This window comes from Myxococcus stipitatus DSM 14675 (genome assembly GCF_000331735.1).
Classification (GTDB): Bacteria; Myxococcota; Myxococcia; order Myxococcales; family Myxococcaceae; genus Myxococcus; species Myxococcus stipitatus.
In genome coordinates this window covers 165,375-181,020 of the sequence record NC_020126.1, presented here as the reverse complement: position 1 = coordinate 181,020, position 15,646 = coordinate 165,375, and the positions used below count along the sequence as shown (strand labels likewise).

11 protein-coding genes are annotated in these 15,646 nt (G+C 71.7%); 9 read left to right on the top strand and 2 right to left on the bottom strand.

The genetic code is table 11. The features are described from left to right. Nucleotides 1-15 precede the first annotated feature (15 nt). Together MYSTI_RS00670 and MYSTI_RS00665 are read right to left on the bottom strand one after the other, a co-directional pair. The gene (locus tag MYSTI_RS00670; protein WP_015345757.1) at nucleotides 16-915 is read right to left on the bottom strand and encodes an alpha/beta fold hydrolase; all 900 of its coding nucleotides are present in this window, start codon (nucleotides 913-915) and stop codon (nucleotides 16-18) included. Continuing rightward, nucleotides 912-1,811, bottom strand: coding sequence for a halocarboxylic acid dehydrogenase DehI family protein (locus tag MYSTI_RS00665; protein ID WP_015345756.1), 900 nt, complete (start codon nucleotides 1,809-1,811; stop codon nucleotides 912-914). Before MYSTI_RS00665 ends, MYSTI_RS00670 begins: the two co-directional genes overlap by 4 nt. Before the next feature lie 503 nt (nucleotides 1,812-2,314). Between MYSTI_RS00665 and MYSTI_RS00660 the strand changes: the two genes are divergently transcribed. The 9 genes from MYSTI_RS00660 to MYSTI_RS00620 all read left to right on the top strand — a co-directional run bounded on the left by MYSTI_RS00660 (nucleotide 2,315) and on the right by MYSTI_RS00620 (nucleotide 15,561). After that, a complete protein-coding gene (locus MYSTI_RS00660) occupies nucleotides 2,315-2,596 on the top strand; it encodes a hypothetical protein (protein WP_233278123.1) in 282 nt (93 codons plus the stop codon). A 7-nt stretch (nucleotides 2,597-2,603) separates the two neighbouring features. Further along, the gene (locus tag MYSTI_RS00655; protein ID WP_015345754.1) at nucleotides 2,604-3,956 is read left to right on the top strand and encodes a sensor histidine kinase; all 1,353 of its coding nucleotides are present in this window, start codon (nucleotides 2,604-2,606) and stop codon (nucleotides 3,954-3,956) included. Continuing rightward, complete coding sequence (locus MYSTI_RS00650; protein ID WP_015345753.1) at nucleotides 3,953-4,690, top strand: hypothetical protein; 738 nt, start codon at nucleotides 3,953-3,955, stop codon at nucleotides 4,688-4,690. Before MYSTI_RS00655 ends, MYSTI_RS00650 begins: the two co-directional genes overlap by 4 nt. After that, the gene (locus MYSTI_RS00645; protein ID WP_015345752.1) at nucleotides 4,687-5,556 is read left to right on the top strand and encodes an SAM-dependent methyltransferase; all 870 of its coding nucleotides are present in this window, start codon (nucleotides 4,687-4,689) and stop codon (nucleotides 5,554-5,556) included. Before MYSTI_RS00650 ends, MYSTI_RS00645 begins: the two co-directional genes overlap by 4 nt. 117 nt (nucleotides 5,557-5,673) lie before the next feature. Further along, nucleotides 5,674-5,868, top strand: a complete 195-nt coding sequence (locus MYSTI_RS42790) for a hypothetical protein (protein ID WP_015345751.1) — start codon at nucleotides 5,674-5,676, stop codon at nucleotides 5,866-5,868. Between the two features lie 68 nt (nucleotides 5,869-5,936). Beyond that, nucleotides 5,937-8,891, top strand: a complete 2,955-nt coding sequence (locus tag MYSTI_RS00635; RefSeq protein WP_015345750.1) for an MSCRAMM family protein — start codon at nucleotides 5,937-5,939, stop codon at nucleotides 8,889-8,891. Nucleotides 8,892-9,361: 470 nt separating this feature from the next. After that, on the top strand, nucleotides 9,362-10,615 hold the full coding sequence (locus MYSTI_RS00630) for a metallophosphoesterase family protein (RefSeq protein WP_015345749.1): 1,254 nt from the start codon (nucleotides 9,362-9,364) through the stop codon (nucleotides 10,613-10,615). Next, a complete protein-coding gene (locus tag MYSTI_RS45185) occupies nucleotides 10,612-13,875 on the top strand; it encodes an AAA family ATPase (RefSeq protein WP_015345748.1) in 3,264 nt (1,087 codons plus the stop codon). Before MYSTI_RS00630 ends, MYSTI_RS45185 begins: the two co-directional genes overlap by 4 nt. Before the next feature lie 219 nt (nucleotides 13,876-14,094). Beyond that, nucleotides 14,095-15,561 carry a cyclic nucleotide-binding domain-containing protein gene (locus MYSTI_RS00620; RefSeq protein ID WP_015345747.1) on the top strand — a complete coding sequence of 489 codons (1,467 nt, stop codon included), beginning with the start codon at nucleotides 14,095-14,097 and terminating at the stop codon, nucleotides 15,559-15,561. The last annotated feature ends 85 nt before the right edge of the window (nucleotides 15,562-15,646 follow it).

Below are 15,646 nucleotides of genomic sequence, written 5' to 3'. Positions count from 1 at the left end.
CGCGAGCCCCAAGATTCACCCGGGCGCTCCCTCGCTCCACAGCACCTCCGCCACCGGGCGCTCCGGCGCATGTGTCACCGGCGCTTCTCCCTCCAGGAAGCGGAACAACTCCATGGCCACCGCATGGGGTGCGTCCCACATGAGGAAGTGTCCCGCCTCCGGCACCGACACCCACCGCGCCCCGGGGATGTCCCAGACCAGGCGCTCGCCATACTTCGTCGGCAGCACCTGGTCCTTCGCCCCCCACATCACCAGCACCGGCACGGCCAGCTGCCCCAGCTTCGGCGACACCACCTGTGTCTGGTTGGTGTTGAGCGCCACCGCGTCGCGCGACAGCGACACCATGCCCACCTCCGTCGCGTAGGGCGCGAGCAGCCCCTCCACCACCTGCGCCGAGGGCTTCTTCGCGAAGCCGCGGGACTTGAGCGCCCACGACAGCAGGCCCACCATCCGCTCCGGCGACAGCCGCCGCGCCATCCACGGCGTGCCGAACTGCGCCATCAGCGGCAGCGGCCACGCGTCGTAGCTGACGCTGTCCATCAAGCACAGCCGCCCCACCCGGCGCGGAAACCGCACCGCGAGCTGCTGCGCCACGCCGCCGCCCACGTCGTGCCCCACCACCGCCGCGTCCACCACGCCCAGCCGGTCCAGCCACGCCTCCAGCGCCTCGGCCTGTCGCGACAGCGAGCGGTCGAACCTGTCGCGCCGGTCGGAGAAGCCATGCCCCAGCAGGTCCGGCACCAGCACCCGGTGCGACGTGGCCAGCCCTCGCGCCAGGCCACTCCACAGGTAGCTCCACGTCGGCATGCCGTGCAGCAGCACCACCGGCGAGCCCCGCCCCCAGTCCACGTAGCTCACGAAGCGCTGCCCCAGCTCCAGCACCTCCTGCTGCCTCTGCCACTCGCGCCAGTTCATCGCAGCTCCTCCGCGGCGACCCAGTCCGGCACCAGCCGGGACGCGCCCGGCATCGGCTGACGAAGGATGTCCGGCACGTCCTGCACCAGCCGGGACAGGTTCAACAGCAGCGAGGGCAGGCGCGTCTCCAGCGCCTGCGTCACCCGCGAAATCGCCTCCACGTTCTCCCCCAGCGCCGCCACGCGCTCGCGGCTCAGCGACACCTCGAACGGCAGCGCCAGGGCGCGCCTGCGCGCGGACTCGCGCAAGGACTCGGCCGCGGCCTGGAAGTCGTCGTCCTTCATGCGCGGCTTCAGCCGGCGCCACGCCGCCTCCAGGTACTCCGGCCAGCACGCGAGCGCGCGGTACTCCCCGGGCACGCCCGGCGGTCCCACCGTCTTTTCGATATCCGCGAACAGCGACCGCGTCGCCGCGTCGCGCGGCTTCTCCGCGACCCACTCCATCGCCGCCATGCGCGAGGGGATGCCCCGCTCCAGCCGCTCCAGCTCCCCGGGCACACCCCGCCGTCCGACGACGTGCCCCTCCAGCGCCAGCCGCACCGCCGACACCATCAGCATCACGCGCGGCTGCATCGCCTCGTACAGCTCCAGGGCGCCGCGCGCGTGGAAGCGCTGGCTGGGCCCCAGCTTCACCGAGGACCAGGCGCCCAGCACCTCCCAGCGCACCGTCGTGTCCAGCACCTCCTGCCACAGCCCCGCCGCCAGCTCCTCGAAGGCGCGTGTCTCCACGTTGGGCCCCAGGGCCTCCCACATCGCCACGAAGAAGCGCGGATGCGCGGCCCACGTGCGCAGTGAGACATCCACCCCCGACACACGCAGCGACTGTCGCAGCTCATGGTAGACGCGCTCGACGTCGCCTTCGGCGCGGTGTTCGCTGACCTGTTTCACCCTGGCCATGCCGGCACCCCCGGCAACAGTGGGGCCGCCGTGTCGACACGGCCAAGGACACCGCCGCCGCTCGCCCGCATGGCCGCGAGACGGGGATACGTCCTGAATCACACGCCCTGTCGACCTCTCGTCACCTCGCTGACCTTGGGTCTGGTGTCGTCAAACACTAAAGAACAGTCGCGGCGGGTCGGCGTTTGACGCACTCCTCGGCGGCTCGCTTTGCTGCCCTCCGCGCGATGAAGCAGCCGTCGCGCCTGACTGGTTCGCGGGGGGCAACCAGCATGGGGCCTCGACACCTGTCGCACCGTTTACGATTCGACCTCCGGCTGCGTGCCGCGCGAAGGCCACTTCGCGGCGCCGTTCCTCGTGTGCGGCAGGTGCGGCCACCCCGCTTTCACGGCGGCCCGCCGCGCATGTCCGCGAGCCATGGGCGCGCTGCCTCACGCACCACCAATCCGCGCTCGGGGGGGACCGACATGCAGGAGAACAGCAACACCTGGGGGCCACGTCTCGTGACACTGCCCCTGGCCAGCGCGGTGAGCGACTACCTCCAGCGCATCCAGGAGCTGGGCGCGGTGGAGGGGCCCCATGGACAGGTGGGCCTCACGCCCGCGCTCGAGCCCGTGCTGGAAGCGCTCCACCACCTGCTCGCGGGCGGCGAAGTGGAGGTGCGCATCACCCGACGCGGCCACACGTCGCTGGTCCAGGAGTTACGCCAGCGCGTCGACGATGCCACGCGCCAGGTCAACCAAATCCAGCAACAGGCTGGCTGTTCCCTGTTCACCACCGTGTGAGCACGGCATGAGCACGCGCATCGCCGGCGCCGCCATCACGGCGTCCTTCCGGCGCTGGACGCGCGCCCAGGACGCCACCGAGGTCCTGGCCGCCGCGGGCGTGGGGCCCTGGTGGGTGCTCACCTCCGTGGTCCTGGTGCTGCTGGGCGTCGTCGCCTGGGCCCCGGGCGCCGGCGACTTGTTCGGCATCTCGCCCGCCCAGGGCTTGCTGTGCGCCAGTCCCATGCTCATCAACGGACTGCTGTTCTCCGCGGCCCACCGGAGACGGCGTCACATCGAGACGTGGGGCTGGCTGTGGCTGCTGCTGGGTGTGTCCACGCTGCACTTCTTCCTCGCCGCGATGATGGCCATGTCCCATCTCCAAGGTGCCAGTGTCCTCGCCTCGCTGTTCCTCTTCACCACCGCGTTCCATGGGCGGCTGCACCGGGTGACGCCGCGGCAGCCCTTCGTCGCGGTGGGCACGGGGGTGGCCCTGCTCGCGGCGCTGCCCTGGCGCGAGAGCCCCGAGCACCTGCTGCTCTTCGCCGTCATCGGCCCCGCCAGCCTCACCGCGGAGCTGTACCTGGGCACCTTCGCGGTGACACACGACCGCGCCCGCGCGCAGGCGGAGCGGCTGCGCGCCGCGATGCAGGCGCAGCTCCTGGAGCGGCAGGAGAAGGACGTGGACCGGCTGTCGCGCGCGCTGGGAGAAATCATCGGCCACCACCAGGAGCTGGACACCGCGCTGATGACCGCGGACAGCGCGGCGGACCTGCTGTCGCTGCTGGGCAACCAGCGCTTCGGCCCGGGCCGCGCGGAGTTCGACGAGCGGGTGCGCACGCTCACCCAGAGCCTCCGCCAGGTGCGCGGCATGGTGGAGGAGATTCGCGCCAAGGGGCGGCGCTCCATGGGCTCGGAGCCGGAGCCGGTGGAGCTGCCGCCGCTCCTGGAGAACGTGCGCGCCAGCATGGCGGTGCGCTTTCCGGACGTGGACATCCAGGTGGCGGTGGAGTCGGACACGCCGCCTCGAGCGCTGATGCGCGGTGGGGCCACCACGCTGCGCCGCGTGGTGGAGAACCTGGTGCTCAACGCCTGCGAGGGAGACGGCGAGCGGGGCGCGACACGCGTGTCCATCGAGGCGCGGGTGGAGCCGCTCAGCGGCCGACTGGAGGTCATCATCTCCGACAACGGGCCGGGCTTCCCCACCGCGTTCCTCAACGTCCCCGCCGAGGAGCTCTACACCTCCAAGCCGGAGGGCACCGGCCTGGGCCTCTACACCAGCGAATGCCTGCTTCGCGCCAGCGGCGGAATCCTGCACCGGCGCAATGCCCCGGACGGCGGCGCCCTGCTCCGCCTGTACCTGCCGAGGGAATACTCATGAGTGGTGGAGCGCTGTTTCAAGAGTCCCTGCGGGTGCTGAGAGGACTGGAGCTGCCCGAGGAGTCGGAGCGCGACGTGCTCGCCGCGCTGGAGGCCGCGCAGCCCGGGCCCCTGCCCCTCTTCTACGAGGCCGGAGCGGAGGCGGGGCTGGAGCGCGACGTGCTGACGGCGCGCGGCGTGGGCCTCTTCTTCAGCTTCAGCGCGGGCAACCTCGCCGACGACCTCATCGACGGCGACTGCGTCTACTTCCAGGAGCCCCACCGCGTGGGCCCGTGCGTGCAGTTCCTCTTGCAGAACCTCGCCTTCGCCACGCTCGTGGAGCCCCGCGCGAAGCTGCCGCCGCTCGCGCTGGAGGAAGGCGCGCGGCTGCTCGCGCGGGCCGCCGGGCCCCAGGCGCTGGAGGTGCGCACGCGCGAGTGGACCGAGCCGGTGTTCCGCCGCGTGGCGGAGGGCATCGCCGGCAAGCAGTGGGCGGGCTACCTGCGCATCCTGTGGACGGGGACGTGGCTGGAGGAGCGCGCCGCGCAGGTGGGCCTGGCGCTGGGCGTGGCCGCGCACATCGCGGAGGACATCCGCTCCAAGGACGCGCGCTTCACGTCCATGCCCTCGGCGGACCGGCTCGCGGTGGTGGCCTGGGGACGGCGCGCCACCGAGTCGCTTCGAGCCCAGGACCTGCGGTGCCTGGACGCGGCCCTGCGCCGCATCGAACCCATCATTCCGGAGGTGGAGTCATGAGGGCGGAATCCCAGTGGAGCGAGTCCCGGCATGACACGGTGGCCGCCTACTACGAGGAGAAGACGGAGCGCATCCTGCGCCGCTACGGGCCGGGCCCTCGCATCCACTTCCATGTCGGGCTCGTGGACGACGTGCCGCCGCCCGGAGAGCCGGAGGCGCGCGTGCGCGAGCGCGTCAACGCCTCGCAGGAGGTCCTGCTCGCGGAGCTGGCGCGCGCCATGGGGCCGCTCCCCGAGGAGTGCGAGCTGCTGGACGTGGGCTGCGGCCTGGGCGGGGGCGCGCTGTACTGGGCCTCCAAGCACCAGGCGCGGGTGACGGCGGTGACGAACGTGGGCCTGCACGTGGAGCTGGTGCGCACGTTCGCCGAAATCGAGGGCGTGGGCGCGCGCGTGAAGTCCCTGCACTGCGACGCGCTCGCGGTGCCGGGGCGCGCCTGCTTCGACGCGGTGGTGGCGGTGGAGACGTGCAGCTACCTGCCTCGCGCGGAGTGGTTCCGTCGCGTGCGGGGCCTCCTGCGGCCCGGCGGCGTGGTGGCCATCGCGGACTGCTTCCTCGGCAGGCCGGAGCTGGCGGCGCCGTTCGACCGCTACTGGCGCACGCGCATCGGCACGCGGGACGAGTACCTGTCCGCCGCGCACGCCGCGGGGCTGGAGCTGGAGGCGTGTGACGACGTGTCCGGACGCGCGGTGGGCTTCTGGTCCCTCACGCTGGAGCTGCTGGCGCATGAGCGCTTCGCGCCCACCGGTCAGCTCCCCGCGCGCATCCTCGCCCGAGGGGAGTCGCGCCGCGAGCACCTGCGACTCCAGCAGGCCCTGCTGGATGGAGGCCTGGAGTACTCGCTGCTCGTGCTGCGCCGCGAGGACTGAGGCGCGGCTGTCCCTCCTCGCGGTCTCGAGCGGACAGCGGACCGAGCGCTTGGCCCAGCCGTGCCTGGGACGCGGCGCGGCCTCAGCGTTGGGCCAGCCTGAAAGGAGGCACGCGCGATGAGGACTTTCACGCGATGGTTGACGGTGGCGGCGGTGGCGGCGGCCCTGACGGTGACGGGCTGCAGGGAGCGCAGCCGGGACAACACCGGCGCCACGGGCGGCTCCGGCCGCGACAGCAACACGATGCAGCCGGGCACCGGCGGCAGTGGCCCGCAGCTGCATGACACGGACGCCGGGACGCAGCAGCGCTGAGTCGCTGGCTCCTCGGTGGGCTCCGGCTGTTATCCTGACGGTTCGACGTCGGACAGCCGGAGCTCATCATGCGTGCGTGGATTGTGGGGACGGTCATCGCGGGAGCACTCGCGCTCCTGCTGTGGCGGGTGCTGGGAGCGCCCTCCTCGACCTCCACCGGAGCGCCGGACTCCGCGCCCCGGGTCGCGTCGAGCGACGCCCTGCCCCGCACGTCTCCTCCCGCGCGAGCCCACGCCCACGGCCTGTCCATCCGAGGCACCGTGGTGGACGCGTGGGGCAAGGGGGTCGCGGGCGCGCGTGTCTCCGCGTCGTGGTCCGAGGCCGGACAGACGCTGTCCGAAATCCCCTGCCCGGATGAAGCCCTTCCTCCTTGGGAGGCCGTGACGGGAGACACGCCCCTGCGGCGCAAGCTCGCGGGGTGTCTGCCGCAAACCCAGGACACCGTCCTCGCGATGCTGCTGGCGCGCGAGGGTGAGGCGACCATCTCCGCGGAGGCGGTGACGGGCGAGGACGGGACGTTCGTGCTGGAGGGCCTGCCCGAGGGGCCGCAGGCGCTCCTGGCGCTCTCCGAGCGCGGCACGGCGATGCGGCAGGGAGTCCCTGCGGGAAGCCAGGGCGTGGAGCTGGCGCTGGAGAGTCCTCGGTACATGAAGGGCCGCGCCGTCGGTGACGAGGGGCCCTTGTCCGGGGCCTCGGTGATGGTGGTGGGCCGCGAGTACACCCGGTTCTTCGACGGCGGCACCACCGACGACGGGCGCTTCCAGGTCGGGCCCCTGCCCTCGGGCCGCTATCTGGTCCTCATCTCGAAGGAGGGCTGGATGCCCGCGCTCGAGGAGGTCCCGCTCGGCATCGAGGACGCGGAGGTGCGGCTGTACCGGCGCCACCGGCTCTCCGGTCGGGTGGTCGCGAACGGCGTCCCCGTGCCCTCCGTGGAGGTGCGCACCGCCAGCTCGAGCGCCTCGGCGGGAACGCCGCCCCTGCTCACCACGAGCGATGCGCGGGGACACTTCTCGCTCGAGCTGGGCACGGGCCACCACACCCTCACCGCCGAGCACGGCGGGCAGTATGCGCTCGCGCAGGTGAAGCTGCCCCTGTCGTCGCCCTCGGAGGTGCTGCTGACGTTGGGAGAGGCGCTCCACGCCGAGGGCACGGTGTTCAACGACGCGGGCGGCACGGTGGCGGGCGTGACGCTGTCGTTGGAGCGGCCGGGCCATGGAGGCAAGGAGCTGACCGTCGTCACCGACGCGAATGGCCGTTACCGCGTGGGTCCGCTGCAGCCGGAGCGGTGGACCTTCGTGCTCCAAGCCGAAGGCCATCTCGACCTGCTGCAAGGGGAGGAGCGAGACGTGAAGCCGGGCATGTCCCGCCAGGACTTCACGCTGAAGCGCGCGGCCTCCATCACCGGCCGCGTCATGGACAGCGCGGGCCGTCCCGTGCCGGGGCTCCACCTGGAGCTGGAGCGGGACACGCCCGAGGAGCCCGTGGAGTATGAGCTCCTGGAAGGGACCTTCTCGGGCCGGGATGGCCGCTTCGTGCTGGATGCCCCCGAGCCCGGCGAGTACCGCGTCCGCATCCGCGAGGACGACTTCCTCCCCGCGCGTGTCGCGGTGAAGGCCCCTTTCGCGAACCTGGACATCACGTTGAGCGGGGGCGCGTCCGTGGAAGGCACGCTGACGGATGCGCGCGGACAACCCATCCCCGGGTTCCACGTGAGCGTGATTCCCCTGGCCGAGGAGGGCAGTGACCAGGTGAACCTGATGGAGGCCACCACGACGGATGCCCAGGGGCGCTTCCACCGCAAGGGCCTCCTGCCGGGGCGCTATCGCGTGCTGGCGGAGCGCGCGACGGACAGCGTGGACCAGACGGTGTGGACCGAGGTGGAGGTGACGAAGGACGCGGTGGTGAAGGTGGCCCTGCGGCGCCCCGAGGAGCACGCCGTGGAGGGCGTCGTCGTCGACGTCGACGGTCAACCCGTCGAGCGGGTCGGCGTCCGCGCCTCGTCGCACGAGGACGCCGCGCGGCTGGAGACGAGCTGCTTCCGCAAGGACTTCGCGGGGGTCCTCACGGACGCACAAGGGCGCTTCGTCCTCCAGGGACTGACGGGGGGCCGGCACACCCTCACCGCCACGCGGGTGGGCTACACCTTCCAGCCGGAGCACTCCACGGGGGGCACGCCCGGTGAGACTGGCCTCGAGGTGAGCGAGGAGACGCGGCAGGTGCGGCTGGTGGTGAAGCGCCACTCCCACGTCCACGGGCGGCTCATCGGTCCCGACGGCGCGCCCCTGCGCGACATCGTCATCAACGAGAACCCGGTCAAGACGCGCGAAGACGGCTCCTTCTCCATCCCCAATCATGTGCAGTCCACCGCCACGCCGTTCTACTTCTCCGCGAAGAAGCTCCCCACGGTGACTCGCATGGTGGAGGGGGGCTTGGAGTCGCCGGACGTCCACCTGGGCGACATCCAGATGGAGACGGGCCGATACATCTTCGGGCATCTGGAGGTCTCGCCGTGGGGGGCACATCCGGGCCGACTCCTCGTCGTCGTCAACCCCGAGGGAGTCGTCCCCGATGAGGAGCAGCAGGCGCCCCTGGCGATGGCCGCGGTGAACACCGAGGGCCGCTTCCTCCTGGGGCCGCTGGAGTCCCGCCCCCTCGTCCTCGAGGTCCGCGACCGGCAGGCCCTCTACCGCACCCTGCGCATGAAGGTGGATGCAACCCAGCGCGAGGTGACGGCGCGGCTGACGCCTCGAATCCTGGTGACGGCGACCGCGAAGGACCTCAAGGGTCGCCCCGTCGAGGGTCGCGTCGTCGTCGCGAGCGATGCCGCGAACAGCGCGTCCTTCCCCATGACGAACGGCGTGGCGCGGTTGAGCGGCCTCGACACGGGCACGCACGAGCTCCTGCTCCAGGCCGACGCGAAAGGACAGGCCCGAGGGGAGTTCGCGCCCGTGCAATTGGTGATACCCGCGGACGGCGGAGACATGGCCATCAGCTTCCCACCCGTGGAGCCGACCGCGCGGTGAAGGGGCACGGAGCCTCGCGACGAGCGCTGTCACGGAAGGAAGACGGCGTGTGGATTCTCGAAAGAGACGTGGCTGGGATGGACAGGGCCTGGGTGGAGCGGCTCGGGCGGGCCGGCGACCCGTTGAGGAGCGAGAAGTCAGGTCCCTGGGTGCTGCTGCATGTGTCGAAGCTGAAGCCGCCCCCCGAGGGTGACTGAACCTTGGGAGTCGGGTCCCTGGGCGGGCTGCAACGGCGTGTCGTGCGCCGCGAACCGCCACGGCGTCGCGTGCCGCACACCCTCCGGGTCTTCACTCCAGACCCGGCCCGAGAGAGCCCGCCGGGTAGCCCCGTGTCACGCACGTGACAGGGAGTCTGGTGACGGCGCGACGCGGCCCCACCAGCGGGGCATGCATGTGTCGGGCAGCACGCGGTCGCTGCGGGCTGGCATACAAGCGCGGGCTCGTGCATCAGGTACGGTGAGAGCCCCGCCATGCACTTCAAGTTCGTCCACGCCGCCGATCTACACCTGGACACCCCCTTCCGAGGCGTGGCCGCCCATGGCCCCCTGCTGACGCGCTTCCAGGAGTCCACCTTCCGCGCGCTCTCGCGCATCATCGACCTGTGTCTGCGCGAGCGCGTCGCCTTCCTGCTGCTGGCCGGGGACTTGTTCGAGGTGAAGGACCGCTCGGTGCGCGCGCGGCTGGTGCTGCGGCGCGAGTTGGGCCGGCTGCATGACGCGGGCATCGGCAGCTTCATCGTCCACGGCAATCATGATCCCCTGAGCGGCGACACGGGGACGCTCGGCCTGCCCTCCTCCGTGAAGGTGTTCGGCCCGGACTGGGAAGAGGCGGAGGTCCGGAGAGAGGGCCTCCGGCTGTGCCGCGTGCAGGGCATCTCCTATCCCGACGTCGAGGTGCGCGATGACCTGTCCGCGCGCTTCCGCCGCACCAGCAATGACTTCAGCGTGGGCCTGCTTCACGCCAACCTGGGCGGCGCGGAGGGGCACGCCAACTACGCGCCCTGCACGCCCTCGGGGTTGGACTCGCGGGGCCTGGACTACTGGGCGCTGGGGCACGTGCACACGCGGAGCGAGGTGGTGCTGCCCGGCGGGGGCCTCGCGGTGTACCCGGGCAATCCGCAGGGCCGGCATGTGTTGGAGACGGGGGAGCGCGGCTGCGTGCTGGTGGAGGTGGAGGACGGGGGCATGCGGCGGCGCTTCGTGCCGGTGGACACGGTGCGCTGGCATCGGCTGGAGGTGCCGCTGACGGGCGTGGGCACACTGGATGGCCTCCTGGCCCTCGCGAGCGAGGTGGTGGAGGCCGCGTGTGCTCGCGAGTTGGAGGGCCACGCGGTGCGCCTGGTGCTCACGGGTCGCGGGCCGCTTCACCGCGAGCTTTCGCGGCCCGGGGCGCTGGCGCAGTTGGAGGCGGACCTGCGCGCGCGGCTGGCGGCTGTCCACCCTCCGGTGCTGCTGGAGTCGTTGCGGGATGGGAGCCGCCCGGAGCTGGACTGGGAGGCGCTCCAGGTGGAGGGCGGCTTCGCGCGCACTCTGCTGGAGGAGGCGCGGACGCTGGAAGCGGACCCGGTGGCCCTCGCGCGGCTGTGGGAAGAGGAAGCGCTGGGGAGCCTGGGCCAGCGGCTCAAGCGGCTGGGTGTGGATGTGTTGGAGGCGCCGAGGAAGGAGTGGGTGACTCGCGCGAGCCAGTTGAGCGTCGAGGCACTTCACGAAGAGGAGGGCGCATGAAGCCAGGGCTTCGCATCGACACGCTGCGCGTGCGGCGGTTCGGACACTTCTCGGACTACGCGCTGGAGCTGGGGCCCGGGCTGCACCTGCTGTACGGCCCCAACGAGGCGGGCAAGAGCACGCTGCTGGCCTTCCTGCGCGCCATGCTGTTCGGCTTCGAGAAGCGAGGACACCCCGAGCGCTACGCGCCCGCCGACGAGGACACGTCCTCGGGGGGAGAGCTCCGGGTGCTCACGGCGACGGGCCCGCTGACGGTGCGGCGCATGGCGACGGCGCGCGGGAAGAAGTCGGAGAGCGTGACGGTGCTGGGGTCGCAAGGAGAGGCCTTGTCCGAGGAGCGGCTGAAGGAAGCGCGCGGACACGTCACGCGGGAGCTGTTCTTCGATGTCTTCGCCTTCCGGCTGGAAGAGCTGGCGAGCTTCGAGCAGCTCACCGAGGCGCGTGGTGCCTCGGAGGCGCTGGTGGCCGCGAGCATGCGTGGGGCACGGCGGCTGCCGGAGGCGATGACGCTGCTGCGGAAGAACGCGGAGCAGCTCTACAAGCCGGCCGGCGTGAATCCCGAGCTGAACGTGAAGCTGCGCGAGCTGGAGGAGGTGCAGGAGCGGCTTCGCCAGGAGGGCAACCGGCCCGCGCTCTACTTCGCGATGCGGGACAAGCTGGAGGCGCTGGGCGTCGAGTCGCGTGTGCTGGAGGCTCGCGGGCAGCAGGAGCGCCGGGAGCTGGAGCGCTTGGAGCGGCTGGAGTCCGCGCTGGGCGAGGTGACGGCGCTGGCGGCGGCGCGCGAGGAGCTGGAGACGCTGCCGGTGCTGGGGGCGTTCCCCGAGGGCGGTGAGGCGCGGCTGGAGGATGTGCTTCACCGCGGCAAGGGCTATCGCGCGGAGGTGGCGCGGCTCGCGGAGCGGCTGGCGTCCACGGAGTCGGAGCTGGAGCGGCTGTCCGTGGCCTCGCCCGTGCGAGGACGTGAGGAGGTGTCGCGTGCGGCGGTGGCCGCGTTCTCGGAGCGCTCGGAGTTGCTTCGTGCGCTGCCCGCGCGAAGGGCCGCGCTGGGGATGAAGCGGCGGCAGGTGGAGTCCGCGCTGGAGGAGCTGGGGCTCGACGTGGATGGGCCTCGGCTGCTCGCGCTGGACTTGAGCGCGGGGGCTCGCGCGGGCTTGGAGTCGCTGGCCTCGCGGCTGGAGGGGGAGGAGCTGGGGCGGAGGGAGGCGGGGAGTGCGCTGGGACGGGCGCGGCTGGAGCGGGAGCGGATGGACGACGCGCTCATGCGCATGGAGGTGGAGCTCGCGAGCCTCCCGGAGGCGCGACCCACGCAGGTGCGTCATCAGCAGGCGGGGCTGTCGCGGATGCGCGGCGTGCGCGGGGACCTGGAGCGGCTGGGGGAGCAGAAGGAGGAGGTCCGGCTGCGGATGGAGGGCCTGCGTGGGCAGGAGGTGGAGCCCGAGACACCGGCCGCGGTGATTCCCCTGTGGTGGGTGCCCGTGGCCGCCTTCGTGGCGGTGGCGCTCGCGGTGGGGGCGTGGTGGCTGGGTGGGTTCATCGCGGGAGGACTGGGGCTTGGAGGCGGACTCCTGCTGACGGGCCTGCTGGAGAAGGCGCGGCGCCGGGTGGAGACGGTGCGCGACGAGGAGCAGAGCAGGCGCGAGGGTCGCCAGTCGGAGCGGCGGCAGGACGAGGAGCGTCAGCGCGCGGCGCTCGCGGGGCTGGCGGCGCGGGAGGAGTTGTTGCATCGGGAGCTGCTCGCCTCCGCCATCGAGGCGGGGCTCACGCCCGCGGCGACCTTGGCGGACATGACGGCGAGGGAGAGCGTGCTCGCGGAGGCGCTGGAGAAGGCCGCGCGGCGGGAAGCCCTCGTGCGCGAGCGGGAGGCCCTGCGTGCATCGCATGACGTGGCGCTGCGCGAGGAGCGGCACGCCGGTGAAACACTGCGAGGACATGAGACACGGCATGCCGCGCTCACCGCCGAGCTGACCGCCTGTCTGTCTTCACGATGTTTCCCTCCGGGGCTTCCACCGTCGGCGGCCCTCGCCTTGTGGCGGGATGCCTCCGCGCTGCGTCAGCGCTGGCAGGACGTGGGCGCGGAGGAAGCCGCGCTCGTGGTCGACGAGCATGCCTGCGAGGCGGTCATCACCCGGCTACGCACGCTCGCTTCTGAGCTGTTCGCGACGACGGGGACGCTTCCTCTCGACAGCGCGCAACGTGTACCGGGCAACGGCCCGCGCACTCCTCGGACCTCAGCCGAGTCCCTCCCGGTGGAGTCGCTGGCCCTGCGCGTGAGCACAGCGCTGGACGCGGCTCGGGAGCAGGAGGCGGAGCGGCGCACCGTGGTGGAACGGCACCGGGAACTCCGCGAGGAGAAGGCGCGCCTCGACGAGCTGTCCCGCGCGGAAGAGGCAGCCCTCGCCTCCCTGCTCGCCGAAGGGGGAGGCGGCGACGAGGAGAGCTTCCGCCGGCACGCTCGCCAGGCCCGCCGCTCCACGGAGCTCACCCACCATGCGCGAGAGCTCTCCCATCGCATCGAGGCCCGCACGGGCCTCTCCGACGCCGAGGCCCGCGAGTCCCTGCGGGCCCTGGGCGGCGAAGCGGGCCTGCGCGTCGCCCTGGAGCAGCTCCGCGCCAGCCACACCCAGGCCCAGGCACAGGCCCGACAGCTCCTCACCGAGCAGGGCGCCACCCGCAACCAGCTCGAGCAATGGGAGAACGACGACCTGCTCGCCCGCCTGCGGATTCAGGAGGAGACGCTGCGCGCGAAGGTGGCGGAGCTGGCCACGCGTTACGCGGAGGACAAGCTCGCCCTCGCGCTCCTGAGCCAGGCCCGGCGCCGCTTCGAGGAGGAGCAACAGCCGCGCGTCGTGCAGCTCGCCTCCGAACACTTCACGCTGTTGACCGCGGGCCGCTACCGCCGCGTCTTCATCCCCGCCGGTGACGAGCGCGAGCTGCGCGTGAGCGACGGCCAGCGGGACTGGAGCGCGGCCCAGCTCTCACGCGGCACCCGGGAACAGCTCTACCTCGCCTTCCGCCTGGCCGTGGTGCGCGACTTCGCGGAGACGCGGGGAGCGCTGCCCCTCATCGTGGATGACGTGCTGGTGAACTTCGACCCCTTGCGCGCCCGGGCCGCCATCCACTTGCTTGCCCAGCTCTCCGAGCACCAGCAAGTGATTGCCTTCACCTGCCACCCGTGGCTGCGTGAGCTGTTCGAGGCCGAGGGCGCACGCCTGCAACACCTGGAGACGCGCGATACACCGTCCGCGCTCCGCGCGGGCTGACTCACCCGAGGGACACCCGATAGACCTTGGTACAAGTGCTCGCATGTTCGTACAAGGTTTCACGTCAATCTCAAACGCGTTCGCATTCCCTGGAGACGTGGTGGGCGTTGAGGACTCGGCATCCTTCCGCCTGGGGACTCACGTCCTCTGAGAAGCCTGGACATATCGGCGACCGGCGCGCGCGGTTCCACCGCACGCGGAACGGAGCATCGCCCCATCATGTCCCGTATCACGAGTACCGAAGTCGTCGTCCCCCAGTCACTCTCCACTGAAGCCCGGCGGCGACTGACGGACGCGCTCTACGCCGTGCATCAAGAAATCTTCGACGGCGTGGAGCGCGAGTGTTTCGCACGCTACGTGGTGGACTCCACCGCCGAGCACACCTGGATTCAGCTCCACCGCAACGAAGCGGGCTTGCTCGTCGGCTACTTCGCCCTGCATGTCTTTGAGAAAAAGCTCAACGGTGTCACCACCGCCGTGTTTCGCGCGGAGGCGGGCTCGCTGCGTGCGTATCGCGGAAGCAACCTCAGTCCCCGACTGGCGTTGTCGTTGGTCCTGAAATATCTCCTGCGGCACCCGGGCCGGCCCGCGTATTACCTGGGCGCGCTGGTGCACCCGTCCAGCTATGCCCTGCTCACGAAGTATTGCGGCGAGGTGTGGCCCCGGCGCGAGCGTCCCCTTCCCGCGCCGCTGCGCGACTTCATCGACGAGCTGGGCTCCGCGTTCGGCCTGGCCCGCGTCGCGCCGGACACGCCGCTGCTGCGACAGGTGGGCTGGCGCACCCGAGACTCCGAGGCGGAGCGGGACTACTGGCGCCAGTGTGACAAGCCCTCCGCGCGGTTCTTCCTGGAGGCCAACCCGGGCTACACCCAGGGCCACGGACTGTTGACGCTGGTCCCCATCACGCTGGCCAACATCCTGAGCATCCTGCGCGTCATGTGTGGCCGCTTCCTCCAGAGTCCGGTGGACTCGGCCATGGCGCTCGCCTACCTCCTGCCGGGTGGCGCGCGCCTGCTCCGCGCGACAGTGGCACGACAGCTCAAGTCCTCTCCGCTGTTCGCCCACTTCGCGCCCTCCGTGCTGAAGGCGCTCGCCGCACGGGCCCAGGTGCGGGCACTCCCCGCGGGCCACTATGTCTTCCGGCAGAGCGACGTGAGCGATGAGCTGTACCTGCTCGCGCGCGGCGCCGCCTACGTGCTCGCGGGCGCGGGGCCGAAGGAAGAGGTGGTGAACCAGCTCGGCAGCGGCACCGTGTTCGGGGAGATCTCCGCGTTCGCGGGCGGGCGGCACTGCACGTCGGTGCGCACGGCGTCCGCGTCCACGGTGGTGCGGATTCCCGGTGCCGCGCTGCGCCCCCTCCTGGAATCAGACGCGGGCCTGCGAAAGAACGTGTGGGGCACCCTCACGGAGCGGCACTTCGACGACTTGATTCGCGCCCAGCGCCGCTACGCGCACCTGGGCCGCAAGGAGCGGCGGGCCTGGCTGTCGCGCGGAGTGGAGCGCGAGCTGGCCGCGGGCCAGGAGCTGCTGCTGGAGCCGGGGTGCCATCTGTTCATGGTTTCCGGTGCGGTGGAGCTGTCCCATGTCACACCGCGGCTCGTGGCGCGAGGCGCCCTGTTCCTCGAGGTGGAGCGGCACCTGCCGCTGGTGGCCCGCGAGGACACACGCGTCGTCGTGCTGCCCTGACCCGCCGCGCGCCCAAGTCCCTTCCCCGACGCTCCAGGGCCTGTGGCACACTGCGCGCCATTCGACTCCTGTTCTCCATCGTCTT